Below are 22,635 nucleotides of genomic sequence, written 5' to 3'. Positions count from 1 at the left end.
AGCCGAGTTCGTCCGACATCAAGAGAGCGGTAGCCTTTTTTAATATAAATTTTTCCTGCTCCAGGCGTTTCACCCGGGCTTCCAGTTCCTGAATACGCTGCTGTTCCGGTGTTAGCGCTTTGGATGCAGGCGTATGTCCACCTCGCTCTTCCTGTAACTGTTTAACCCAGCGACGTAGGGCTGACTCGCCCACATCAAGAGCTTGACAAGCCTCTGGAACACTGTAGTTCTGGTCGACAACTAAACTGGCTGCCTCCAACTTGAACTCAGGAGTAAAACTTCTTCTTTGTTTTGTCATTGAACACCTCTTTGGAGGACATATTACCTCCTTAAATGGTGTCCGGGATCATTAAACCACTACACTCCTGCATTTTCGATAGGAACTAAAGCTTATATGGGGCCTGGTATGGGAATAACTTTAGCAGGAACTTCTACTAAAGTTTCTCTCTATGCTGCAAGGGTGAATAACTGTATTTGCAGTTTGGCTGACTTTGTTTCTGAGGAAAGTGGATTTTATAAACAAAACGCTTACAAAAAAGGTATATCCGATCCAAAGTTTGTAATTAGGTTGAGCGAGAAAGGGCTGGTCTTATGTGAGGAAAAAGAACCTGCTCATTACCTGCTCCCAAGGCGTTCAGAAAATGGAAAAGAAGATGTTTTTGAAGATATACATCATATTGTAATACCAGACTGGTTGATTGAGTCATGGGGAAACAATTAAATTGTATTTATATTATTCTGTCTCACTAGGTCAAAAATAATCAAAGCATAATGCATACTCAAATGCTCCAGATTAACCTAACCTGTTTATCAGTAAATGAATATGACTGGTGGCTAGAAAGTAAGATGCCTCAGGATAAAAGTAAAAACTACTTGCTAAGGAGGATCTTTGTAGGTTGGGTAGAGCCTTAGCGAAACCCAACTATTTACGGTTCTGTTTTTGTTGGGTTGCATACTTCAACCCAACCTACGATTTAAGTTATCTGCTTACGATTAACTCAGCCTACAGTATCTACCGACATCATTAGACTTTGCACCATAACGATAAGGATGGAGGTAAAAAAGACTTTTTTGGCCCAGGCCGTATCTTTTTTTGTCTTCAAGCCCGCCCACGCAATATATAACCAATATAAGCCAAAGGCTGATGTGATGATGAGATACCAAATACCGGTATAGCCAGCTAGGTAAAGTAGGGGCGTCGCCAGGTTAAATGCAATCAGGTAGAGCAAAATCTGGTGTTTAGCACTCTGAATCGTTTTAGCTACCGGCAGTACTGGAATGGATGCTGCACGGTAATCGTTAAACCTGAAAATGGCGATCGCATAGGAGTGGGGCATTTGCCAAATGCTGAAAATCAATAGCAATATTGCAGCGCCCAGATCAAACTGCTGACTGACAGCACAATAACCGACGACAGGTGGCATGGCGCCAGCAAGGCTGCCAATCAATGTGCCGTGAACGGAGTTACGTTTCAATGAAAGACTATAGACGCCAACATAGATAATAAACCCCACCAGAACGACCGTTACATCAATGATATTGGTACCGAACAACAGTACAAAGATACCTAACAGTCCAAGCACTGAAGCATATATCAATGCCGCACGCGGTGAGATTAGTCCCTGCACTAAGGCTCTGTCGCGGGTACGTTCCATCAGGGTGTCAATATCGCGGTCAATAAAGTTGTTAAACACGCATCCGGATGCGACGACCAGTGATACACCCAGCGCAGCATAAAAAAACAGCATCAAATCGATGCTGCCTTTAGATGCGAGAAAAAAACCACCCGCTACTGAAATGAGGTTGCCAATAATGATACCAGGCTTGGCAACCTGCCAATATTTTTTTAACACCTATTCCATATCTCAGTTAAGCATCATGTTGTAACCAAGATTATGCATAATCCAGAGAGAACCAACCACAATAAATACGATTAAGATAAAGGTATAAATAAGTGCGACCAGATTCCAGCGTTGTTCTGAGGAGGTATTTAGGTGTAAGAAGAAATAAAGATGAACCAGTACCTGCACAATAGCAAAGCCGAGAATGCTTATGGCGATAGTAGATGGCTCCATTGTTGGATTCATCACCATCCAGAATGGAATAACAGTCAGTACGACTGACAGTAAAAAACCAATCAGATAAGACTTATAGGTGCCGTGCGCTGCACCAGCAATATGGCCGTTATCCATTCAGAACCCCCAACAGATAAACAAAGGTAAATACGAAGATCCAGATGATATCAAGGAAATGCCAGAACAGGCTCAGACACATCAAACGGGCTTGGTTCAATTCAGTTAATCCATGACGATAGACGTGTAACATCATGAATACCATCCAAATCAAACCACAGCTCACGTGCAGACCGTGAGTGCTGACCAGTGCGAAAAATGAAGACAGAAACGCACTTTGCTGCCAGCTATGACCTTCAGCAATTAGGTGACTGAACTCTTTCAATTCGAGCCCGACGAAACTGGCACCGAGTATAAAGGTGATCGCCAGCCAAAGTATGACCAGTTGCCGCTGGCCCTTATTCATCGCCACCATAGCAAAACCATAGGTGATACTACTGAACAACAGGCAGAAGGTTTCGATCAGTACGCCATCTAACTCAAAAATCTCTTTACCTGTTGGTCCACCTGCATAATTGTGTCCGAGTACTGCATATGTCGCGAACAAAGCCGCGAACAAAATGCAGTCACTCATTATGTAGATCCAGAAACCGAACACCCTCGTTGAGGATGCATCGTGATGCGCATGCTCGTGAGCATGTGCGTTATCTAAAACATCAGTACTCATAATTAATGCCTGATTACCTTATTAACAATTAATTAACGTACGCAGTTTGCGTAGTAGTTGAGTCGGTACTGGTCTTACCATTTTTTTCCTGGTAATTATGTACCTTCTCAAGCCATTCGCCTTCTATGCGCTCAATTTCTTCGACAGGTACGTAGTAATCGACATCTTTATCAAAGCTGCGCCAGATCATGCAGCCCAAAATACCGAGAGCACCAGCAATCGCCATCCACCAGATGTACCAGGTCATGGCAAAACCAAAAATGAAACTGAACAAGCCGACAAAGACACCCACACCAGTATTCCTTGGCATGTGAATCTCTTTATATTGCTTAGGTTCATGTGGGTAATCACCTTTCTCTTTCATGGCATGGAAAGTATCAAGTTCTGAAATGACAGGGATCTCAGCAAAGTTATAGAAAGGAGGAGGAGAAGATGTTGACCACTCCAGTGTACGACCACCCCATGGATCACCAGTGACGTCCTGATTTTCGTGACGATCACGAATACTGACGACTAGTTGAACTATGGTGAAGATAATGCCCATCAGAATAATCAAAGCACCGAATGCAGCGAGTATTAACCATGGCTGGAATGCTGGATTATCATAATGGTCGAGGCGACGAGTCATACCTAAGAAACCAAGATAATAGAGTGGCATAAAGGCCAGGTAGAAGCCTACCAACCAGCACCAGAATGAATATTTACCCCAGCGTTCATTTAGTGTGAAACCAAATGCTTTCGGGAACCAGTAGGCATAACCAGCCATTGAACCGAAGACCACACCACCGATAATCACGTTATGGAAGTGAGCAATCAGAAACAGACTGTTATGCAACACAAAGTCAGCACCCGGCACCGCCAGAAGAACTCCGGTCATACCACCGATACTGAAGGTGATCATAAAGCCAAGTGTCCACAGTAAAGGCGTGCTGAATTCAACACGACCGCCATACATAGTGAACAGCCAGTTAAATATTTTCACACCTGTCGGAATGGCAATAATCATCGTCATGATGCCAAAGAAGGCATTGACGTTTGCTCCCGAGCCCATGGTGAAGAAGTGATGCAGCCAGACTACAAACGAAAGTACGGTAATTGCAATGGTTGCATACACCATAGATGTATAGCCAAACAGCGGTTTTTTAGAATAAGTTGCAACGACTTCAGAGAAGACACCAAATACTGGCAGCACCAAAATATAAACTTCCGGGTGGCCCCAAATCCAAATCAGATTGATGTACATCATCATATCGCCGCCCAGAGCATTGGTGAAGAAATGCATGCCGAGGTAGCGATCCAGTGTTAATAATGCCAGCGTCACCGTTAATACTGGGAATGCACCGATGATCAACACATTGGTACATAGTGCAGTCCAGCTGAATATCGGCATTTTCATCAGCGTCATGCCAGGGGCACGCATCTTGATGATGGTGGCGAAGAAGTTAATACCGGTAAGCAATGTCCCTATCCCGGATATCTGTAGACTCCATATATAATAATCAACACCAACATCCGGACTGTATTGCATTTCAGACAACGGTGGATAGGCCAGCCAGCCTGTTTTAGCGAAATCGCCGATAGCGAGTGACAGATTGACCAATATCACACCGACGACAAACAGCCAAAAGCTGACTGAGTTCAGATAGGGGAAAGCCACATCGCGGGCACCGATTTGCAAGGGAACCACAATATTGATGAGACCAATCACGAACGGCATGGCGACAAAGAAAATCATGATGACGCCGTGCGCTGTGAAAATCTGGTCATAATGTTCAGGTGGCAGATAGCCTTGATCAGCACCTAGCGCCACTGCCTGTTGTGAACGCATCAGAATGGCGTCGGAAAAACCTCGAAGTAACATCACCAATGCCACTACGAAATACATCACACCAATTTTCTTGTGATCAACTGATGTCAGCCAGTTTTTCCATAGATACGTCCACTTACCATAGTAGGTAATCAGGGCAAAAATAATCAGCCCAGTAAGCACCATAAAGCCGACCGCACCCATTACGATAGGGTTATCGTAGGGAATGTCCGCAAGCGTTAATTTACCTAACATCAGTTACTCCTGAATCTGATTGCATTTCTACTGAGGCCGTATCCGAGTTCGAATTCATGTAGCTAGCTACAATTGATTTGAACAAGTCAGGCTTCACTGACGAATAGTAAGCAACTGGATTTTGCTCACTGGGTTTGGCTAAGGCGTCATAACTGGCTTGATCCAGTGGGTCTTGCGCCTGTTTAACTTTATTAACCCACTCATTAAATTGAGATTGGCTTGTCGCGATTGCTTTGAAATTCATATGTGCGAAGCCATCACCGCTAAAGTGAGCTGACATACCATCAAAAGTACCGGTTTCATGGGCAAGCAAATTGACTTCAGTTTGCATGCCAGCCATTGCATATATCTGACTACCCAGTTGAGGGATAAAGAAGGAATTCATGACTGTGTCTGAGGTGACCTTGAAACGAACAGGTACATTTTCAGGGAAGGTAACTTGGTTAACCGTTGCTATATGTTGTTCTGGGTAGATGAACAGCCACTTCCAATCCAAGGCAACGACTTCAATCGTGATTGGTTTCTGATTATCAGCTGTTTCAAGTGGTTTAAATGGGTCGAGAGAATGTGTTGTTTTCCAGGTTATCGTTCCTAAAATCAGAATGATGATACAAGGCACAGTCCAGACAACAACTTCGATTTTATTTGAATGTGACCAGTTCGGTCTGTATTCCGCTTTTTTATTGGAAGCCCGATATTTCCATGCGAAAGCTATCGTCATCACGATGACAGGAATAACGACGACCAGCATGAGTAATACTGCAGTAATGATCAGCGTGCGTTCATCATGACCTATAGGCCCTTTTGGATCTAAAACACCTGCCTTACAACCGCTCAGCAGAACTGCTGAAGCCATTGATAACCATCTGACAAAAGCAGAATACTTTGTTCTTTTCATTTAAAATCCTCGGCTTAGGCGCCTCTTCATGCAGTTTTCCCTGCCATTTTCTTCCTGAGCGAAAAAAATGTTGTACATTTATTTAGCAACGGTGCGGAATAATGCGATGTAATACCTGAGTCGACCAGTATCAGCTGAATAAATCCTATAGCGTCCGTAAATATAGGCTTCGCTAAGAATCTCTTTTGTTAAAGACTTTTGATTCAGCCACTGGGTCTATCTCGTTGTTGCGCAAGATAATACTGGTAAAGCAGTGCTGTTGCCTATACAAACTCGCAATTTTAACAATACTTTACATAACGGCAGTGCTATTGAAGGCATCGAAGTACCTCAAAACTCATCAAAATTGACTGGATAGTGGAAGGGCGGTTAACGGTAAATTGGTAGTGAGACCCAAGGTAAATATCACGCTGTAAGGACACTGGTCTGTTTGAATGACACAGCAGTGGAAGGCGTGTCGAAAAGTCGACGTCTATCTGCTAACTGCAGACTCAAGTTCAAACCGTTTCCAGACCATTTAAATTGCTCATTGGCTGAGTTTGAGTACCATGACCAGACCGAAACTGTAGCGATAATGCTAAAAATTAACTTCGAATTTATGTCAATTTATTTGAAGTTTTGTCTACATCTTTGTAGCTAAGGTCAGCCTGTTTCTGCCATTCGCTTTTGATTCATACAGTGCTTTATCAACGACGAAGAATAAGTCTCTTTGATTGGATATTGGAAAAAGTTCAGTATGGTATAAACCTACACTGATCGTGGCATTGATTTGTTGACCTTCAAACCTAAAGTGATGAGAGCTGGTTTTATTGATTAAGTCCGATATGATTTCTTGTGTTTTCTCACATGGAATTCGGTTTAGCATGACAACAAATTCTTCACCACCGACCCGATAGACTTTATCGGTGCCACGTCCCAGAGACTGCAAAATAGTGGCAAACTCTTTCAACACCTGATCACCAGCTAAGTGGCCGTATGCATCATTAATCTTTTTGAAAAAGTCGATATCGATAAGGGCGATACCAAAAGGGCATTGGTGGGCATGAAAGCCTTTAATTAAGGTTTCTATATCGACCTCTAGTGTCAAACGGTTATTTAAGTTTGTTAATGGATCTTTGCTGGCTAATTCTCTTAGTTTTTTATTGGCTTCTTCGAGTTTATAAGTACGTAACTCAACCTGATCTTCCAAGCTATTGAGTAAACGTTGCTCTGCATCACGTGACTTGATGACTTCTTTTGCCATCGGTCTAAAGATAAAAATAACTTCCAGCCCAAGCGTGAGTAGCGTGATTAACCACAAACCTATTTCTAAGCGTTGAATGATATCAAGTCGTTCATCGCCTTCACGTTGATATTGATTAACGGCCTCATCTAAATCGATTAATAAGTCTTCAGAAGAATTATCAATCTCGTTCATAATCTGTAAAAAAGGTTTCTCAGACGTTGTCTCTATGATTTGAGTAGCCATTTTTAAGTAATAGTTCACACGGTCATATAAATCTGTGTCGCCAAAATAGATATCCCGGATTGCTGGAGAGAGCTTGAGTTGTTGTCCATTCTTGAGCTGCCCTGAGGCAAGCTGGTGATTGGCCGATTTCATTTTTTCTATATGTTGAGTCAGTATGGTTTCAGTTTCGGTCTGTTTTGTCTTCGTCACAAAACGTTGCTGATACAAACGGTGAATATCCAATGCAATATGTTGACTCAGCATGCGTTGGCTACCAGAGATATTGACAAGATAAGCGGTGTTATCAACATCAGAGAGAGCAGACTTCATGATATATGCTGCAAAACTGGATAACAGGGCGATAAGCGTTACAGCCAGTACATAACGCTTGGTGATGAGTGTATGTAAGGAGGAGTCTGTCTTATCTGCCATTATATCTATCCCTCAATATCGTTTAACAAGACAAAACTCATTCATCTTTGCTCCATCAATCTGGTGATGAGTTTTTATAACTTGGTATGCATACTAACCTATAACCATAGATTATCTAAGGATTTAAAATCCCAGTCTCTAGGCTCTTCTGGCCCTTCAATGCGTTCTTTACAGTTTTTTGCTGCAAGATCGATAATTTGTATTGGAATAGGGGCTTTGGAACGAATAGAAAAAAATACTTTTACTATGGGTGAGAGTAATGAACCAGGATGAGTTTCAATAACAACAGCCAACCGCTGTGAACTGAGACGTACAAGTGAGCCAATAGGGTAGATACCAACAGATTTTACAAAGGCGTTAAAAATTTGTTTATCAAAATGCCCATCCCATTTAGCCATCTCCCGAATACTATTCGCTGGTTCCCAGGGCTTTTTATAGGATCGCTCAGAGGTTACTGCATCATAGACATCACAAATAGCAGCCATACGAGCCAACAGAGAGATTTTTTCAGCTGGTAGTTGATTCGGATAACCTGTGCCATTGATTTTTTCATGATGGTTTAAGGCGATATCAATCACTTCGGCTTCTGCACCGCTGTCTTCAAGTATTTTGGCACCGACCAGGGTATGTTTTTTCATTACGGCGTACTCTGCATCACTGAGTTTGCCTGGTTTATTCAGAATTTCCAGCGGCATAACCGCTTTACCTAAATCGTGCATCAAGCCGCCGATACCTGCCAGCCGGGTTTGTTCATTATCTAATCCCATTTGATTGGCTAGAGACAACATCAGCGCACAGACTGCAACAGAATGCATATAGGTATAGTCATCATGAGTTTTTAAACGAGCGACACTGAGAATAGCAGCAGAATTACGTTGTACTAATGAGTTAATCTCGCCGACCAATGGCAGAGTAGTTTGTGGATCGATGGCTTTGCCAAGACGAATATCATTAAACATCGATATGATCTGGGGTTTTGCATCCTGGCAGAGTTTTTTAGCCCGTTCAATTTCATTCTCGATTGACGTGGAATCTGTTTTAGCTTTTACGTCTGAGTGAGGTTTGTCTTGAACTGGATCAGCATCAGCATCAGTGCTCTCGATTGTCTCTTGCGGTGAATCTGGCGACTCAACAGTCTCTGTCTCGGGCAGTTCACCTTTCTCATCATCAATCCATAACTCTTTTATACCGGCTTGTTTGATGCGTTTGATGTCATTGGGATCGGTGAGCAAAAAACTACTGCGAACAAACGGATGCTGAATCCATGAACCGCCTAGCTTTTGAATATACATACCTATATGTAATTCATTTACAGCAATGCGTTTTATCGCCATTGCTTCTCCCCTTAAAGTGAAAATATTTTTATAGTTTTTTTGTAAAACATACCCCGCCTATACGGTGGCATCAATAGATATTTTAATTATTCCTTTATGACTTATATTCTGCTTTATGTGAGTCTGAAATTATTGTGAAAAAGCAGAACTGGATTCACTAATAATGTCGATTATTTTGCAGCCCTAAGGGAGATTAAAACGACGTATTCTTAACCTAAGTTAACGGTGTGGTGACATATTCTTATGTTATGCTCAGTGGCAAAATCCCTCTATATATATCATTTAGGAAGAAAGTGTGACGAAAACACCCATACTGAAAGAAGGCAACAATTGCTGGCATAAAAAACACGCGGACCAAGTTGCTTTACTTATTGATGGGGAAAATTATTTCGGTGCATTGCATGCTGCCATTCAGCGAGCTAAACACACGGTATATATCCTTTCATGGGATATTGATAGCCGTATGCAACTTGTACGTAATAGTGATGAAGTACAAGAGCTGCCTGTAGAACTGGGTGCTTTTATCAGTGCAGTGCTTAACCGAAACCCTGATTTACATGTTTATATTCTGAACTGGGACTGGGCCATGGTGTATACCTTGGAGCGTGAGTGGTTGCCCATGTATAAACCGGCGTGGAAGTCCCAAGCCAGATTGCATTTCAAACTCGATGGCGAGTGTCCAATGGGAGCATCTCAGCACCAGAAAGTGGTGGTCATTGACGATGAGATTGCCTTCTCCGGCGGCTTTGATATTGGCAAAAGCCGCTGGGACAGCTCAGAACATAAAGCCAAAGAATCAAGACGTATTGATCCTGATGGTCATCATTATCCGCCGTTTCATGATGTACAAATGATGGTGCAAGGTGATGCTGCAGTCGCTTTAGGTGATCTGGCACGAGAACGCTGGTTAAAAGCAACGGGTGAACAACTCAATCAACCACCACAAAAGACCGGATCTGCATGGCCGGACTATATCGAACCCTGGTTTAAAGACATTGAAGTCGCTATCAGTCGGACAATACCTCAATACAAAGATCAGCAAGAAATTCGTGAGGTTGAACAGCTCTATATTGATAGTCTGAAAGCAGCTGAAAATCTTATATATATGGAGAATCAATATTTTACTTCATGGAAAATTGCTGACTTATTAGCTGAACGTCTTCAGGAACGTGATGGTCCTGATGTGGTTTTAGTGCTGCCATTAATGACCGGCGGCTGGCTGGAACAAGCCACCATGGATGTTTTACGTTTTCGTGTGGCTTGCAAATTAAAAGAAGCTGACAAACATAATCGTTTACGTCTTTGTTATCCGCACCGTGATGAGCTTGGTGATGTATACATCAGCGTTCATGCAAAAATTACAGTGATAGATGATTGTTTGATGCGAGTCGGTTCAGCGAACTTAAGTAACCGTTCCATGGGGTTCGACAGTGAATGTGACCTGGTGATTGAAGCGGAGACAGACGAACATAAAGCAACAGTCAGTCAGTTTCGTGAGCGTTTATTGACAGAACATTTTGGTATGTCAGCAGATGAGCTCCGGCAAAATTTATCTCAGGAAGGCTCTCTTCTTCGCTTGATCGATGCTTGTCAGGAAAATAGTCATACATTACGTGAACTTGATTGTTCGGTGTCTGATTATGCAAATCAGATGTTACCCGACTCTGCCATTGTGGATCCTGAAAGACCGATTGAAACGGAAAAACTCACCAAGATGTTTATTCCGATTGATGAACCAAAATCAGCCCAGAAACAGTGGTGGAAAATCGTTGCTGTTTTACTTGTTGTATTAGCGTTAACGGCTATTTGGCGATGGACTCCACTCAGTGAATGGTTAAACCCGGAAACATTACAGCATGCTGCTGAAGGCATTAAAGCACATCCATTAACGCCGTTAATTGTGATTGGTATTTTTGCCATTGCGGGCTTGATTGCTTTCCCTGTGACCTTGCTGATTATTACAACGGCGCTGACATTTGGCCCTTTATGGGGAAGTGTTTATTCGATTGTTGGTTCGCTGGTCAGTGGCTTGATGGGCTATGCCGTTGGGCACTATATGGGGCGAAATACTATTCAGAAATTAGCTGGTTCCAGTATCAATAAATTAAGCAGACGTCTGGCTAAACATGGTGTTTTGGCGATTATTACCGTACGTATTATTCCGGTAGCACCGTTTACTGTGATTAACCTTGTTGCAGGCGGCTCGCATATTAACACCCGTGATTTTACCATTGGTACGGTAATTGGTATGTTGCCCGGGATATTGGGCATTACCGTGTTTGCTGACTCACTAATGCGAACTGTGCAAAACCCTGAACCTGAACAAATCGCTATATTTGTCGGAGTGGTCATCATCATTGTTGGCATTATGGTGGGGTTGAAGCGACTGATTAATCGTAAAGAAGATGCATAAGAGATTGAATGGAGCTTAAGTTAGCCAGTTATAACATTCATGCCTGTATCGGCACCGATGGACATTTTGATCCGTTTAGAATAGTGGATGTCATTCGTGAGATGGATGCTGACATTATTGCACTGCAAGAGGTCGAGCATCACATGGTCAATGATATTGATCTGCTGGACTTTATTGCCCAACAAACAGGCATGATCGGCATTGCCGGACCGACGATGTTTCGTGAAAGTCGTCATTATGGCAATGCGGTGTTGAGCAAATATCCATTAACCTCGCATGAACTGATTGATTTGAGTCTGGAGCCACATGAGCCCCGAGGGGCTATTCAAATAAACCTGACTATAGAACAACATCAACTAGTCATTATGACAACGCACTTTGGTTTAAAACCAGCTGAACGGCAATATCAGGTCGAAAAGCTGTTGAGTCGACTTCCTCAGCATGAAGTTGATACGGCGGTGTTGATGGGGGATTTAAATGAATGGTTTATATGGGGAAGTACTCTTCGCCGCTTAAAAGCCTATTTTGATACAACCCCGGCAAAGAAAAGTTTCCCAAGTTTTTTCCCGATATTTGCATTGGATCGTATTTGGGTTCATCCTCGTCAGCATCTACTATCTTTAGATGTACACAAAACAGCTCTGGCAAAAAAAGCATCAGATCATCTGCCTGTCGTGGCCCGAATTCTATTCTGATAATTTGAAGTAATGGCTTCAAATTGTTAGGGTGATTTATATGTGTCCTGAACACACCTCTTCGTTTTCACATAGTGAATAACGTTTCTCAAGAAAGTTCATCAGTAATCTAAACGGAAAATTACATGATAAAACGAGGAGCTATCTTGTCCACAAGAAGCTTGTTTTTTAGTCAATCAGTTATTGTTTTATTAGCGATGGGGCAATTATCAATTGCTTTTGCTGATACTGAACGAGAAACGGTTGAACAACTACAGACCCGCGTTAAAGCGCTACAAATTGAGCTGGAAAAAACACGTGCTGCTCTTGCTAAAGCCGAGCAGGAAAAGCAGCAATCAACAGCGAAACTGGAAGCACTATCACAATCTCAAGTCGAGGCTGAAGCTAAACCAGATAATAAAATTCGGTTTGGTCACCTTAAGGTAGGTGGTGCCATCCGGGCTAATTATGCGATTGGTGATTACCCTGAGACAGGAGGTGCCTCACGATCTTTTGATGATGATGGTAACTTTGCTCTCGATACGTTTCGCCTGAATCTTGACTATGAAAATGGCCCTTATCTGGGGAAATTAGAATATCGTTGGTATAACGGTTATAACTTTCTGCATACCGGTTGGTTGGGGTATCAGTTTGATGATAAGCGTCAAATACAAGTCGGTGTAAACAGAGTGCCATTCGGTCCTGGACCATATGGCGTCTCACAAAGCTGGTTTTTTGATCAGCATTATTATCTTGGTTTATCCGATGATATGGATCTGGGGGTTAAATACCATCAGTCCACAGAACAATGGGACTGGGATGTAGCCTATTACGTCTCTGATGAAGGTTCATATACTGGCTCCTCTCATCAGAGTGCTCGTTATTCTTATGATGTGGTCAACGAGTCTGGCCATGGTTATAAAGAACGTAACCAATTTAATTTACGTGGTATCACTCACCTTGGTTCCGGTGAATTAAAAACTGATCTTGGTTTCTCATTGCAGTATTCGCAACTAAAAAGCAGTGGTTCACAAGATGATGGTCATCAGTATGCTGTATCTGGCCATATGCTGAACAAATGGCAAGCATTTACACTGGCAACACAATTAACTTACTACCGTTTTGACGTAGACAAAGATCAGCCTCTGGGAACGAGTAAGTTAGTACAAATGGGAGCTTATGACTTCCCTAATACGGTAGCCGCAGAAGCCTGGATACCTGCCGTTTCTCTCAGTTATCGCTACGACACAAATCAGTTGCCATGGCTTGATTATGTGATGCCATATGTTGAATACAGTGTTTTATTAAAAGATGAGAGTGACTTTAACGATAGTGCGCTGGCAACCTTGGGCGCCGCATGGGCAAGTGGTAACTGGTATATCTACACCGATTTAAGCGCCTCAAATGGTAATGAATTCATTGGTGGTGACGATCCATTCGGTGATCGTTTAGGTGCCAACCAGAATGATGATTGGCAGACTCGCTTTAATATCAATTTTGGCTATTACTTCTAAACAACCCGCATTAATAAAATAATAATCAGAGAGTTCATATATATATGACTAGTCCGACTATAGATAATAAGAAAGCACGTAAAGCAGAAATCAATCCGCCGGTATTTTTTGGCTCAGCTATTTTAATTATCGCTTTTGTGATTTTTGCTGCCTTTTTTTCTGATACCGCCTCAACCGTATTTACGGCCACTCAAACCTGGATAGTGGAGACTTTTGGCTGGTTTTACCTGCTTGCTGTCGGCTTTTTCCTTATCTTCAGTATTGGTCTGGCGATGAGTTCCTATGGTGCTATAAAACTTGGCCCAGATCATTCTGAGCCTGATTATGGTTATTTATCCTGGTTTGCCATGCTGTTTAGTGCTGGCATGGGCATAGGTTTATTATTTTTCGGTGTTGCTGAACCTATCATGCACTTTTCTTCACCACCTGTAGGGCAGGGGGGAGATATTGAGGCTGCCAGAGAAGCGATGTCGATCACGTTTTTCCATTGGGGCTTACATGCCTGGGCTATTTATGCCGTGGTGGGGTTATCATTGGCCTATTTTGGTTTCAGACATAATTTGCCATTAAGCATTCGCTCGTCACTTTATCCATTAATCGGTGAACGTATATACGGACCGATTGGCCATACCGTGGATATTTTCGCGGTATTAGGCACCATGTTTGGTGTCGCGACCTCACTTGGTCTTGGGGTGTTACAGGTTAATGCCGGACTTACCTATATGTTTGGCTTACCAGCAGAATCAGTGGGGCTGCAAATCGGCTTGATTGCAGGGATTACCTTACTGGCGACTATTTCTGTGGTGGCCGGACTGGATTCTGGCATCAAGCGTCTGTCTGAACTCAATCTGGGGCTGGCAATTCTTTTATTGTTGTTTGTTTTATTTGCTGGTCCGACGCTGTTTTTATTGCAAACATTAGTACAAAACACGGGTAATTATTTAAGCGAAGTCGTTAATAAAACATTTAATCTATATGCCTATGATCCTAATGGCTGGATAGGTGGCTGGACATTGTTCTATTGGGGCTGGTGGATCGCCTGGTCACCCTTTGTCGGGATGTTTATTGCCAGAGTTTCAAGAGGTAGAACAATCCGTCAGTTTATTTTAGGTGTGTTATTTGTGCCTGTTGGTTTTACCTTTATGTGGATGACCTTTTTTGGTGGAACAGCCATCCATATGGAATTGGGTAATCTTGCCGGGGTTATCTCTGGTGCGGTAAGTGAGAATAGTGCCATTGCCGTTTTCTCGATGTTTGAGCATATGCCGCTGAGTATGATTTCTTCCGGCTTAGCCACAATACTCGTCATCACATTCTTTGTGACATCATCGGATTCAGGCTCGCTGGTAATCGATATGATTACCTCTAACGGACATCCAAAACCGCCGGTTTGGCAGCGTATTTTCTGGGCGTTAACAGAAGGTTGTGTCGCAGCTGCGCTATTGGTCGCGGGTGGATTAAAAGCCTTACAAACGGCTTCTATTGCTGGCGCTCTGCCATTTGTTGTCATCATGTTACTGATGTGTTTTGGCCTCATGAAAGGCTTAAGAATGGAAGGCATAAAACGCTTGATTATCGGTGTGCCGCAGACCCCAGTCAGTACGGGACGACAAGTGAACTGGAAACAACGCTTAAAGAATTTAAGTGAATATCCCGATAAAGCATCCATGCAGAGTTTTCTGGTTGATGTAGTTAAACCCGCTTTGAAAAAAGTGTCTGCTGAATTAAAAACAACTGGGGTTGAAGCTGAAATTGTCACCAAAAAAGATTCGGTTGAACTTGCGGTCTACTATGGTGGTGAGAGAGATTTTGTTTATGGTGTTCATAGCGTCAGGCATATAATGCCGAGCTTTGCCTTAGATGCATTAGACGATGATGATGAGACAAAACGTTATTATCGTGGTGAAGTGTATCTTGCTGAAGGCAGCCAACATTACGATATGTACGGATATAATCAGGAACAGGTTATTGATGACATTCTGATTCAGTACGAAAAACATATGCATTTCCTGCATATTGTTGGCGAAAGTTAAATTTGATTACAAAATCTGGCAAGATTTTTCAGCACAGTTCATGATATTGTCCTGAAAATAAAAATGAACGGAGAGAGAAATGCGTTTTTATTGCTTGGCTTTGACAGCCTTAGGTTTGAGTTTTACGAGCTTAGCTCATGCGGGTAGTAGTCAGTATTTAGATCAATATTCCTGCGGCAAAAGTGCCATAGAAGTGGGCATGGATATTGACCAGATTAAGCATGTATGTGGCGAGAGTTGGCATCCCAGCAATGTCGTGAAGTCTGTCAGACCGGCATTGAAAGTGGGTAAAGATGGTGAGCGACTTCAGGATAACTTTGAAAAATGGATGTTTAAAACGATGAGTAAAGGTAGCACTCACGTTTTACTTAAAAACGGTAAAGTTATCCGCATTTTTACAACCCAGTAAGACATCGTTATTCAGTTTGGTTTAAGTTTGAATTTCTACACTTAAGCTTATTTAAACCATATAAATAATGTATACGATGAAACGTACTCTCTCGATATTCAGATACATACTTGTTTCCGTGAGTGCTCTGCTTGCTGTATCGCTAGTGCAAGCCGATGAAAGTGCCAGTGTTGCCAGACAATTGCTGAAAGAGGGCAAAATTATGCCTCTTCAGGAAATCCTGACAAAAGCAAAAGCAATAAAACCCGGCCAGGTCATTGAAACTGATTTAGAAAAAGATGATGGCCGTTATATATACGAACTCGAGATTCTGGATGAACAAGGTCAGGTCTGGGAATTGGAGTTGGATGCTCAAACAGGTGAATTTGTTGAGCTGGAAAATGAGGATAATTAATGCGCTTGTTACTGGTTGAAGATGATCCTTTATTAGGACCGAACCTACAGCAAGCATTAAATAAAGCCGGTTTTGCCACAGATTTATCTGCTGATGGTATTGATGGCGAAGCCATGGGTGAAATCGAGCCTTATGATCTGATTGTATTGGATCTGGGATTACCTGGAAAACCAGGTTTAGACGTGTTAGAAACCTGGCGAAGCAAGGACAATGCGGTACCAGTGATTATTCTGACTGCACGTGATGACTGGGAAGATAAAGTACTGGGGTTTAAAGCCGGTGCAGATGATTATCTTGCTAAACCTTTTCAAACCGAAGAACTTATCGTTCGGATTAATGCTGTGTTACGACGCTGTTCTGGTCAGAATCCGGGTGAGCTTAGTTATGGTGGTTTATCTCTGGATGAAGCAGAACAAGCCGTGATATTAAAAACCGGTGATAAACACAGCCTGACCGGCACGGAATTTAAGCTGTTAAGGTACTTTATGCTGCATCCCAAGCAGTTACTTTCTAAAACCACATTAACAGAGCATGTCTATCAACTGGATAGTGATAAAGACAGTAATGTGATGGAAGTGTATGTGAATCGATTACGTCAGAAAATCGGAGCTGACTGGATTGTCACCCGACGAGGCCAGGGCTATATTTTTGGTCAGCCAGACTAATGCGATCAGTACGTAGCCGTTTATCAATTGGCTTAGCTATTTTTTTAGCTGCTCTGTTGATAGGACAATGGCTATGGCTTACCTTCACCATCGATCGTTTGATCGAAAAACAAGTTATTACCCGCCTGCAGGAAGAAACCCAAACCTTAGTTGCTCATATCCATATTAATGCTGATGGGGAAATCCTGCTGGATGATCGCCGGTTGAGCAGCAGCTATCAGCGGGCATTCTCCGGTCTGTACTTTTCTATTCAAACACCTCAGCAGCAACTGTTCTCCCGATCTTTGTGGGATTTTGATTTATCTACACCGGCCTTAAATGTTGGAGAAAAAGCTACTCTTTATCTGGAAGGGCCGGGACAGCAACCTTTAATGGCTGTCTCTGCGGGCTATCTGAAGCAGGGTCAGCAAGTGACGATTACTGTAGCTGAAGATATTGCCTGGATGTTGGAAGATAAAGCCCATTTCCAATGGACATTTACGACCTTATCACTACTTGGCGTTTTAGCTTTATTGGGGCTGCAGTTTTGGATTGTCAGACGTGCATTGAGACCACTGAATAAAGCCAAGAATGAATTAAAACTGTTGGGGCAGGGCGATATTGAGAAAATTGATGAGCAGGCCCCTGATGAAATCCGGCCATTGCTGGTGGAATTAAATCGCTTGATGGCCAGTATGGTGATAAAAACGCGTCGCTCAAGACAGTCGTTAGGCAATCTGGCTCATCGCTTAAAAACACAATTAACCTTATTAAACCAGATCGCCGACAGTGATGAGCTGCAGAACGACGCTGTGACAAAGACGGAAATCTATAAGCAGACCCAGGAAATCAGGCAAATTATAGATCGTGAATTAAAACGCGCTCGTGTGTCAGGTTTAACATTGCCTGGAAGAGGTGTTGATATTCATGAATTAGTGACGAGTCTGGCTGATACATTAAAACGTATTTATCAGGATAAGCAGCTGACTATTACCTGCCAGGTAGACAAACAACTGCGTTTTCATGGTGACCGAGAAGATTTGCTGGAACTGCTGGGAAATATCATGGATAACGCCTGTAAGTGGTGCCAAAGCCAAGTGGAATTACAGATTTATAGTGATGAAGGAATTGTTATCCGGGTGATAGATGATGGGCCTGGGTGCCCCGATAATGACTTGTCAGCTTTGACGCAACGTGGTTTTCGGGCTGATGAGTCAACGCCTGGAAGTGGCTTAGGGTTGGCAATCGTATTTGATATTGTTGAAAGCTATGACGGTAATATGCAGTTTACTCAATCCCAGAAATGGGGAGGCCTGCAGGTGGATATTCACCTGCAGGCCTCAGTAGCTGATTAGAACCAGTCTTTAGTTGTTTTACGAACTTCACCAGTTTTGGCGTCGATTAGGACTTCCCACTCGCCACCATCGGCGTCAACAATCTCAAATTCATAATCCCAACCTTTATCAAAGGCGCGGTCTTCCAAATCGGCATCTTCTACAATACCGGGTTTGGCTTCAAGCGCTTTAGCTTCTGCTTCTTCTAAAGAGATTAAGCCAAAACCTTCAGAGATTTTTCTGATTTCACGCATATCATCAGCATCTAAATCCGCATGAGCAACACCCATTTGCATCATCATTGTTGCCGCACCAATTAAGCCAATTGTTTTTACGTTTTTCATTTTGTGCTCCTTTTGTTGAGGTACGGGTCACATACTAGGAGGCGTAGCTTAAACCAAGCTGAATTTATTTAAGATAAAGGTTTACTAAAAATTAGGAAGCTAACTATAATGCGTTATGCTTCAACTTAAAGACCTGCCAGATAAGGCAATATTAGAAAAATTTGCTTCCCGCTACCCTGAAGTAGATATCAATGCAGTGATGCAGTTTCTACATCTTTTAGGGGTAGCGTCTGAGCTTTCTCTCGGCTTAGATAAGTTTTTGAGACGCCATGATTTACTCCAGGGGCGCTGGTGGGTGTTAATTCTACTTATGCGTGAAGATAACTTTATGTCTTCACCTTCAAAGTTAGCTGAACAATCTGGGGTAAGCCGAGCGACGATGACAGGCCTGTTAGATGGTCTGGCGCGAGAGGGATTAATAAAGCGTATTGTCGATGAAAAAGATAAACGGCAAACACAAATCAAACTTACCAAGCAAGGTCAGCAAAAATTAGATGATGTCATGCCTGATTATTATCAGCGTTTGGGACAATTGATGTCCGCGATAGATAAAGAAGAAGGCGAGGCATTAATGAATGTGCTGGCAAAGTTAAAGCAAAATTTAACGATTTTTGATTGAACGTTAAAGCAGCTAAGCAATAGGTAACACTAAATTTAATGAGGAGTGTGTAATGAAAAAGTTTTTAGTTTTTATGTTCAGTATGTTTTCTGTGCAATTTTCTGTGATGGCTGAAGAGCTATCGGTAAAGAATCAGATTGAGTTTGCTAATGGGCAATGGAATAAAGCGTTTAATGCAGGCGATGTCGATAGTTTGAAACAGTTATATAAAAATGATGCAACCTTGTCACCGGGCAATGGCGCTATATTAAAAGGTAGAGATGCTGTTGCACAGTTGTTTCAAAGTTTTGTTGATAATGGTGTGACCAATCACCAAATTGAAACAGATGCCATTTATTCAACTGACGATCAGATAACACAAGTTGGTTACTGGCATGCAGATGGAAAAGATTCTAATGGCGAGAAAATAAGTTTTGGCGGTGTTTTATCGTTGGTTCTGGTTAAAACAGAAGATGGTTCATGGCTAATCCAATCACATATCTGGAATATGCAACCTTAAACACTGTCTGCAAGTTTGACTAAAAAAAGCCCTTCTGATGAAGGGCTTTTTTTTATGTGTTCTCAAAGTGGTGCATAGATCCAAAAAATGGTGCAAAAATAAGTGTCTAAACTACTTAATTAAAAGCTGGCACTAATTACGGTTCCCGTGTGCCGGGGCTGAAAAATTACTCGCTCGTTAATAATGAGTAGTTGTTATTGAAAAGAAAGTCTGCCTGCAAAGAAGTTGTTGAAACGATTAGATTTGTCGATATTGATGTTAAAGACATTGATTCATTGAAGAATAGCTTGCAGAGGAAAAAATTATGCTAAAACGAAAAACTCTAAACCTAATGTCATTACTCAGCTCAGGGGTTATGAGTGTTGCTTTGCTACCTGGCACAGTAATGGCCGAGGACAGCTTTTATGAGGCTTTAACTGGAGGAAAAGTCAGTTTTTCTGCCCGTTTACGCTATGAGTCTGTTGAGCAGGATAATGCACTAAAAGATGCAGATGCGGTGACTTTACGGACAACCTTAGGTTATAAGACCGGCGATTTTCATGGCTTTGGTGCCTTTCTGGAACTGGAAGATGTGTCGGATTTAGGCGGTAATTATGAAGAGTACCCACAAACAGCAGTTAAGAAATACTCGGTTATAGCCGATCCGAATGGTACAGAAGTGAATCAGGCTTACCTGAGTTATAACGGTTTTGATACAGAAGTGAAACTAGGACGACAAGAGCTGACCTATCGTGATGCACCATTTCATCGTTTTATTGGTAATGTGCTCTGGCGTCAAAACCATCAATCATTTGATGCCGTCAGTCTAAGTAATACCTCAATTAAAGATCTCAAATTGAGTTATGCCTATATCAATAAAGTGAACACCATCTTCGGTGATGATCTTACTGCAGGCCTTATCGATGATGGTGTGATTGATATGGATAGTCACTTATTTAATGTTCAATACACAGGCTGGTCTGTTGGAAAATTAGAAGCCTACAGTTATTTGCTGGACTATGAAGATGCGGCTAAAGATAATCCTAATTCAACGGCAACCTATGGTTTGAGATTATCAGGTGCCAAGCCTATCAATGAAAATGTAACGGCAATTTATACTGCAGAGTATGCAACGCAACATGAATATGCCGATGGCAAAATGGATCCACAAGATTATTACTTGCTGGAATTAGGTGGCAAATATCAAGGTTGGTTAGCTAAGCTATCTTATGAAGTTCTGGAAGGTGATGGTCAGTACAGCTTCAAAACTCCTCTGGGCACAAATCACGCGTTCCAAGGTTGGGCAGATATGTTCCTGTCAACACCTGCTCAAGGACTGAAGGACATCTATTTCACAGTGGTCGGTAATGTGGCAGGCGCTAAATTGATTGCTGTGTACCACGATTTTGAAACAGACAAAGGTAGCCTTGATGCCGGTAATGAATTCGATGTGATGCTGCAAAAAACCTTTATGCAACACTACACGCTGGGTATCTCCTATGCTGATTACAATGCAGATAAAGAGTTAGGTGGTGCTGATACTGATAAATTTTGGTTATATGGACAGGTCAAGTTCTAAATCATTCTCCTCAGTTTGCCGGGCAATGCCCGGCTTTTTTTTATCTGTTAAATCTGCACCACAATTGTTCAATAGTAATCTCCCTAACGCCATTTTGAAGCAGTCGAAAATTATTGATTCAATTTAAGTTGTTGTATTTAAATATGTATTTTTTTTGGCATAGCTTATGCAGAATTGTGATTGTCGTCCAATACTGCAAGGAGCATGTTATGGGGTATTTCGTTGATTTAATGATGGCAGTAAAAGAACTAGTGAAATTAGTTTTTATGGTGATGATTTCGCCTCTAGGGATTTTGGCTGGATATTTAGCGACTTGGGAATGAATCAGGTCTGATCGAGTTTCACTGGAGAACAAAGATGTATCCAATGATAATAAGTGGCGTAGTTGTCACATGCATAGTGCTGGTAATTTATAAACTTCTGTCTCGTCATTTGCAGCAGAAGCAGAAAATAAAACAAGGTATTTTGCTGACCAGTCACTTGAAACTAATTATTGATCGCTGCCAAAAGCATCGTGGTACAACGAATGCCTATATGCAAGGTAATGCTAAGTTGTTACCACAATTAACTGATTTACAAGCAGATATTGATAGTCTTATCAATAATGATGTGAGTTCATCATTAGCTGAATTCCCACAGTGGTCATCATTTGCTGAACACTGGCCAAAACTCAAAAAGCATGCTCTGGATAATGATCTTCCTGCACAAAATATCGTCAGACAACATAGTCTTATGATTGATGGTCAACTGATGCTGCTGGATGATGTTATGAGGGCATATGACATTCATCGCTTAATGCTGGATTCATATACCCATGTTTCCGAGATATGTCTTGATACCCTGCGTGCGGCTGAAACTCTTGGTTATACCCGCACCATTGGTTCTGGTGTTTGTGCCAGAGGACTATGTTTAGCGGCTGACAAAGTTCTTCTTGAGTTTTTACGTATCTCAGTTAGAACTTCCTCAGAACGACTACTTTCTGAAATTAATCGCATCAAAAATAAAGACCTGACGTCATTATTGGCAACATCATCTGTGGCTATCCAGCAGCAGGTTGATGCTCTGTTAAATATGGTTGATAAACGTGTGCTTCAGCATGGTCAGCTGAAGCTTGATAGTCATGAATACTTTACCCTTTCTACCCGGGCAATTGATGAAGTGCTTAAGATTTTCAGCATCGTTATTCAGTATGCCTCCCGACAACAGACACGAATAATATGAGCAATGC

The 22,635-nt window shown here is 42.1% G+C and carries 21 protein-coding genes and 1 pseudogene; 13 read left to right on the top strand and 9 right to left on the bottom strand.

Features of this window, described 5'->3' with window-relative positions; all coding sequences use genetic code 11:
• Nucleotides 1-298: pseudogene (locus BM232_RS13505) on the bottom strand (transposase); the annotation flags it as partial.
• Nucleotides 299-406: 108 nt separating this feature from the next.
• On the opposite strand from BM232_RS13505, the gene BM232_RS13500 reads away from it, so the two are divergent.
• A complete protein-coding gene (locus BM232_RS13500) occupies nucleotides 407-721 on the top strand; it encodes a hypothetical protein (RefSeq protein WP_143092296.1) in 315 nt (104 codons plus the stop codon).
• 277 nt (nucleotides 722-998) lie between these two features.
• Here the strand turns inward: BM232_RS13500 and cyoE are convergent, their stop codons facing one another.
• The 7 genes from cyoE to BM232_RS13465 all read right to left on the bottom strand — a co-directional run bounded on the left by cyoE (nucleotide 999) and on the right by BM232_RS13465 (nucleotide 8,972).
• On the bottom strand, nucleotides 999-1,853 hold the full coding sequence (gene cyoE, locus BM232_RS13495; RefSeq protein WP_091715701.1) for a heme o synthase: 855 nt from the start codon (nucleotides 1,851-1,853) through the stop codon (nucleotides 999-1,001).
• A 12-nt stretch (nucleotides 1,854-1,865) separates the two neighbouring features.
• Nucleotides 1,866-2,192: a cytochrome o ubiquinol oxidase subunit IV gene (locus BM232_RS13490; RefSeq protein ID WP_091715698.1), complete on the bottom strand. Its 327-nt coding sequence runs from the start codon at nucleotides 2,190-2,192 to the stop codon at nucleotides 1,866-1,868.
• Nucleotides 2,185-2,799, bottom strand: a complete 615-nt coding sequence (cyoC, locus tag BM232_RS13485; RefSeq protein ID WP_091715695.1) for a cytochrome o ubiquinol oxidase subunit III — start codon at nucleotides 2,797-2,799, stop codon at nucleotides 2,185-2,187. The genes BM232_RS13490 and cyoC overlap by 8 nt, the downstream gene beginning before the upstream one ends.
• Nucleotides 2,800-2,827: 28 nt before the next feature.
• Nucleotides 2,828-4,810 carry a cytochrome o ubiquinol oxidase subunit I gene (cyoB, locus tag BM232_RS13480; RefSeq protein WP_245752964.1) on the bottom strand — a complete coding sequence of 661 codons (1,983 nt, stop codon included), beginning with the start codon at nucleotides 4,808-4,810 and terminating at the stop codon, nucleotides 2,828-2,830.
• 40 nt (nucleotides 4,811-4,850) lie between these two features.
• Entirely contained in the window at nucleotides 4,851-5,759 is a 909-nt protein-coding gene (gene cyoA / locus BM232_RS13475; protein ID WP_091715690.1) for a ubiquinol oxidase subunit II, read from the bottom strand.
• Nucleotides 5,760-6,381: 622 nt separating this feature from the next.
• A complete protein-coding gene (locus tag BM232_RS13470) occupies nucleotides 6,382-7,638 on the bottom strand; it encodes a diguanylate cyclase (protein WP_091715688.1) in 1,257 nt (418 codons plus the stop codon).
• A gap of 98 nt (nucleotides 7,639-7,736) precedes the next feature.
• Nucleotides 7,737-8,972 carry a cyclic di-GMP phosphodiesterase gene (locus tag BM232_RS13465; RefSeq protein WP_091715686.1) on the bottom strand — a complete coding sequence of 412 codons (1,236 nt, stop codon included), beginning with the start codon at nucleotides 8,970-8,972 and terminating at the stop codon, nucleotides 7,737-7,739.
• 295 nt (nucleotides 8,973-9,267) lie between these two features.
• On the opposite strand from BM232_RS13465, the gene BM232_RS13460 reads away from it, so the two are divergent.
• The 8 genes from BM232_RS13460 to BM232_RS13425 all read left to right on the top strand — a co-directional run bounded on the left by BM232_RS13460 (nucleotide 9,268) and on the right by BM232_RS13425 (nucleotide 18,408).
• Complete coding sequence (locus BM232_RS13460; protein ID WP_091715684.1) at nucleotides 9,268-11,385, top strand: VTT domain-containing protein; 2,118 nt, start codon at nucleotides 9,268-9,270, stop codon at nucleotides 11,383-11,385.
• A gap of 8 nt (nucleotides 11,386-11,393) precedes the next feature.
• A complete protein-coding gene (locus BM232_RS13455) occupies nucleotides 11,394-12,080 on the top strand; it encodes an endonuclease/exonuclease/phosphatase family protein (RefSeq protein WP_091715682.1) in 687 nt (228 codons plus the stop codon).
• 146 nt (nucleotides 12,081-12,226) lie between these two features.
• Nucleotides 12,227-13,573: a cell envelope integrity protein TolA gene (locus tag BM232_RS13450; RefSeq protein ID WP_245752962.1), complete on the top strand. Its 1,347-nt coding sequence runs from the start codon at nucleotides 12,227-12,229 to the stop codon at nucleotides 13,571-13,573.
• A 44-nt stretch (nucleotides 13,574-13,617) separates the two neighbouring features.
• The gene (locus BM232_RS13445) at nucleotides 13,618-15,606 is read left to right on the top strand and encodes a BCCT family transporter (protein ID WP_091715678.1); all 1,989 of its coding nucleotides are present in this window, start codon (nucleotides 13,618-13,620) and stop codon (nucleotides 15,604-15,606) included.
• 79 nt (nucleotides 15,607-15,685) lie between these two features.
• Nucleotides 15,686-16,015 carry a DUF2845 domain-containing protein gene (locus tag BM232_RS13440; protein ID WP_091715676.1) on the top strand — a complete coding sequence of 110 codons (330 nt, stop codon included), beginning with the start codon at nucleotides 15,686-15,688 and terminating at the stop codon, nucleotides 16,013-16,015.
• Nucleotides 16,016-16,091: 76 nt separating this feature from the next.
• Complete coding sequence (locus tag BM232_RS13435; RefSeq protein WP_245752960.1) at nucleotides 16,092-16,409, top strand: PepSY domain-containing protein; 318 nt, start codon at nucleotides 16,092-16,094, stop codon at nucleotides 16,407-16,409.
• Nucleotides 16,409-17,074 carry a response regulator transcription factor gene (locus BM232_RS13430; RefSeq protein ID WP_091715671.1) on the top strand — a complete coding sequence of 222 codons (666 nt, stop codon included), beginning with the start codon at nucleotides 16,409-16,411 and terminating at the stop codon, nucleotides 17,072-17,074. Before BM232_RS13435 ends, BM232_RS13430 begins: the two co-directional genes overlap by 1 nt.
• Nucleotides 17,074-18,408 (top strand): ATP-binding protein, encoded by a 1,335-nt coding sequence (locus BM232_RS13425; RefSeq protein WP_091715669.1) that lies wholly within the window; start codon nucleotides 17,074-17,076, stop codon nucleotides 18,406-18,408. The genes BM232_RS13430 and BM232_RS13425 overlap by 1 nt, the downstream gene beginning before the upstream one ends.
• Here BM232_RS13425 and BM232_RS13420 read toward each other — a convergent pair.
• The gene (locus BM232_RS13420; RefSeq protein ID WP_091715667.1) at nucleotides 18,405-18,731 is read right to left on the bottom strand and encodes a PepSY domain-containing protein; all 327 of its coding nucleotides are present in this window, start codon (nucleotides 18,729-18,731) and stop codon (nucleotides 18,405-18,407) included. The two genes, BM232_RS13425 and BM232_RS13420, sit on opposite strands and share 4 nt — an antisense overlap.
• Before the next feature lie 115 nt (nucleotides 18,732-18,846).
• Here BM232_RS13420 and BM232_RS13415 point away from each other — a divergent pair, with 115 nt between their 5' ends.
• The 4 genes from BM232_RS13415 to BM232_RS13400 all read left to right on the top strand — a co-directional run bounded on the left by BM232_RS13415 (nucleotide 18,847) and on the right by BM232_RS13400 (nucleotide 22,628).
• Entirely contained in the window at nucleotides 18,847-19,350 is a 504-nt protein-coding gene (locus BM232_RS13415) for a MarR family winged helix-turn-helix transcriptional regulator (protein ID WP_091715664.1), read from the top strand.
• Nucleotides 19,351-19,402: 52 nt separating this feature from the next.
• Nucleotides 19,403-19,849, top strand: coding sequence for a YybH family protein (locus tag BM232_RS13410; protein ID WP_091715661.1), 447 nt, complete (start codon nucleotides 19,403-19,405; stop codon nucleotides 19,847-19,849).
• Between the two features lie 304 nt (nucleotides 19,850-20,153).
• Nucleotides 20,154-21,407 (top strand): alginate export family protein, encoded by a 1,254-nt coding sequence (locus BM232_RS13405; RefSeq protein WP_091715659.1) that lies wholly within the window; start codon nucleotides 20,154-20,156, stop codon nucleotides 21,405-21,407.
• 357 nt (nucleotides 21,408-21,764) lie between these two features.
• Nucleotides 21,765-22,628 (top strand): nitrate- and nitrite sensing domain-containing protein, encoded by an 864-nt coding sequence (locus BM232_RS13400; RefSeq protein WP_091715657.1) that lies wholly within the window; start codon nucleotides 21,765-21,767, stop codon nucleotides 22,626-22,628.
• The last annotated feature ends 7 nt before the right edge of the window (nucleotides 22,629-22,635 follow it).

This window comes from Methylophaga sulfidovorans (genome assembly GCF_900114205.1).
Classification (GTDB): Bacteria; Pseudomonadota; Gammaproteobacteria; order Nitrosococcales; family Methylophagaceae; genus Methylophaga; species Methylophaga sulfidovorans.
The sequence above is the reverse complement of the archived record's forward strand: the minus strand, read 5'-3'. Positions and strand labels throughout refer to the sequence as shown.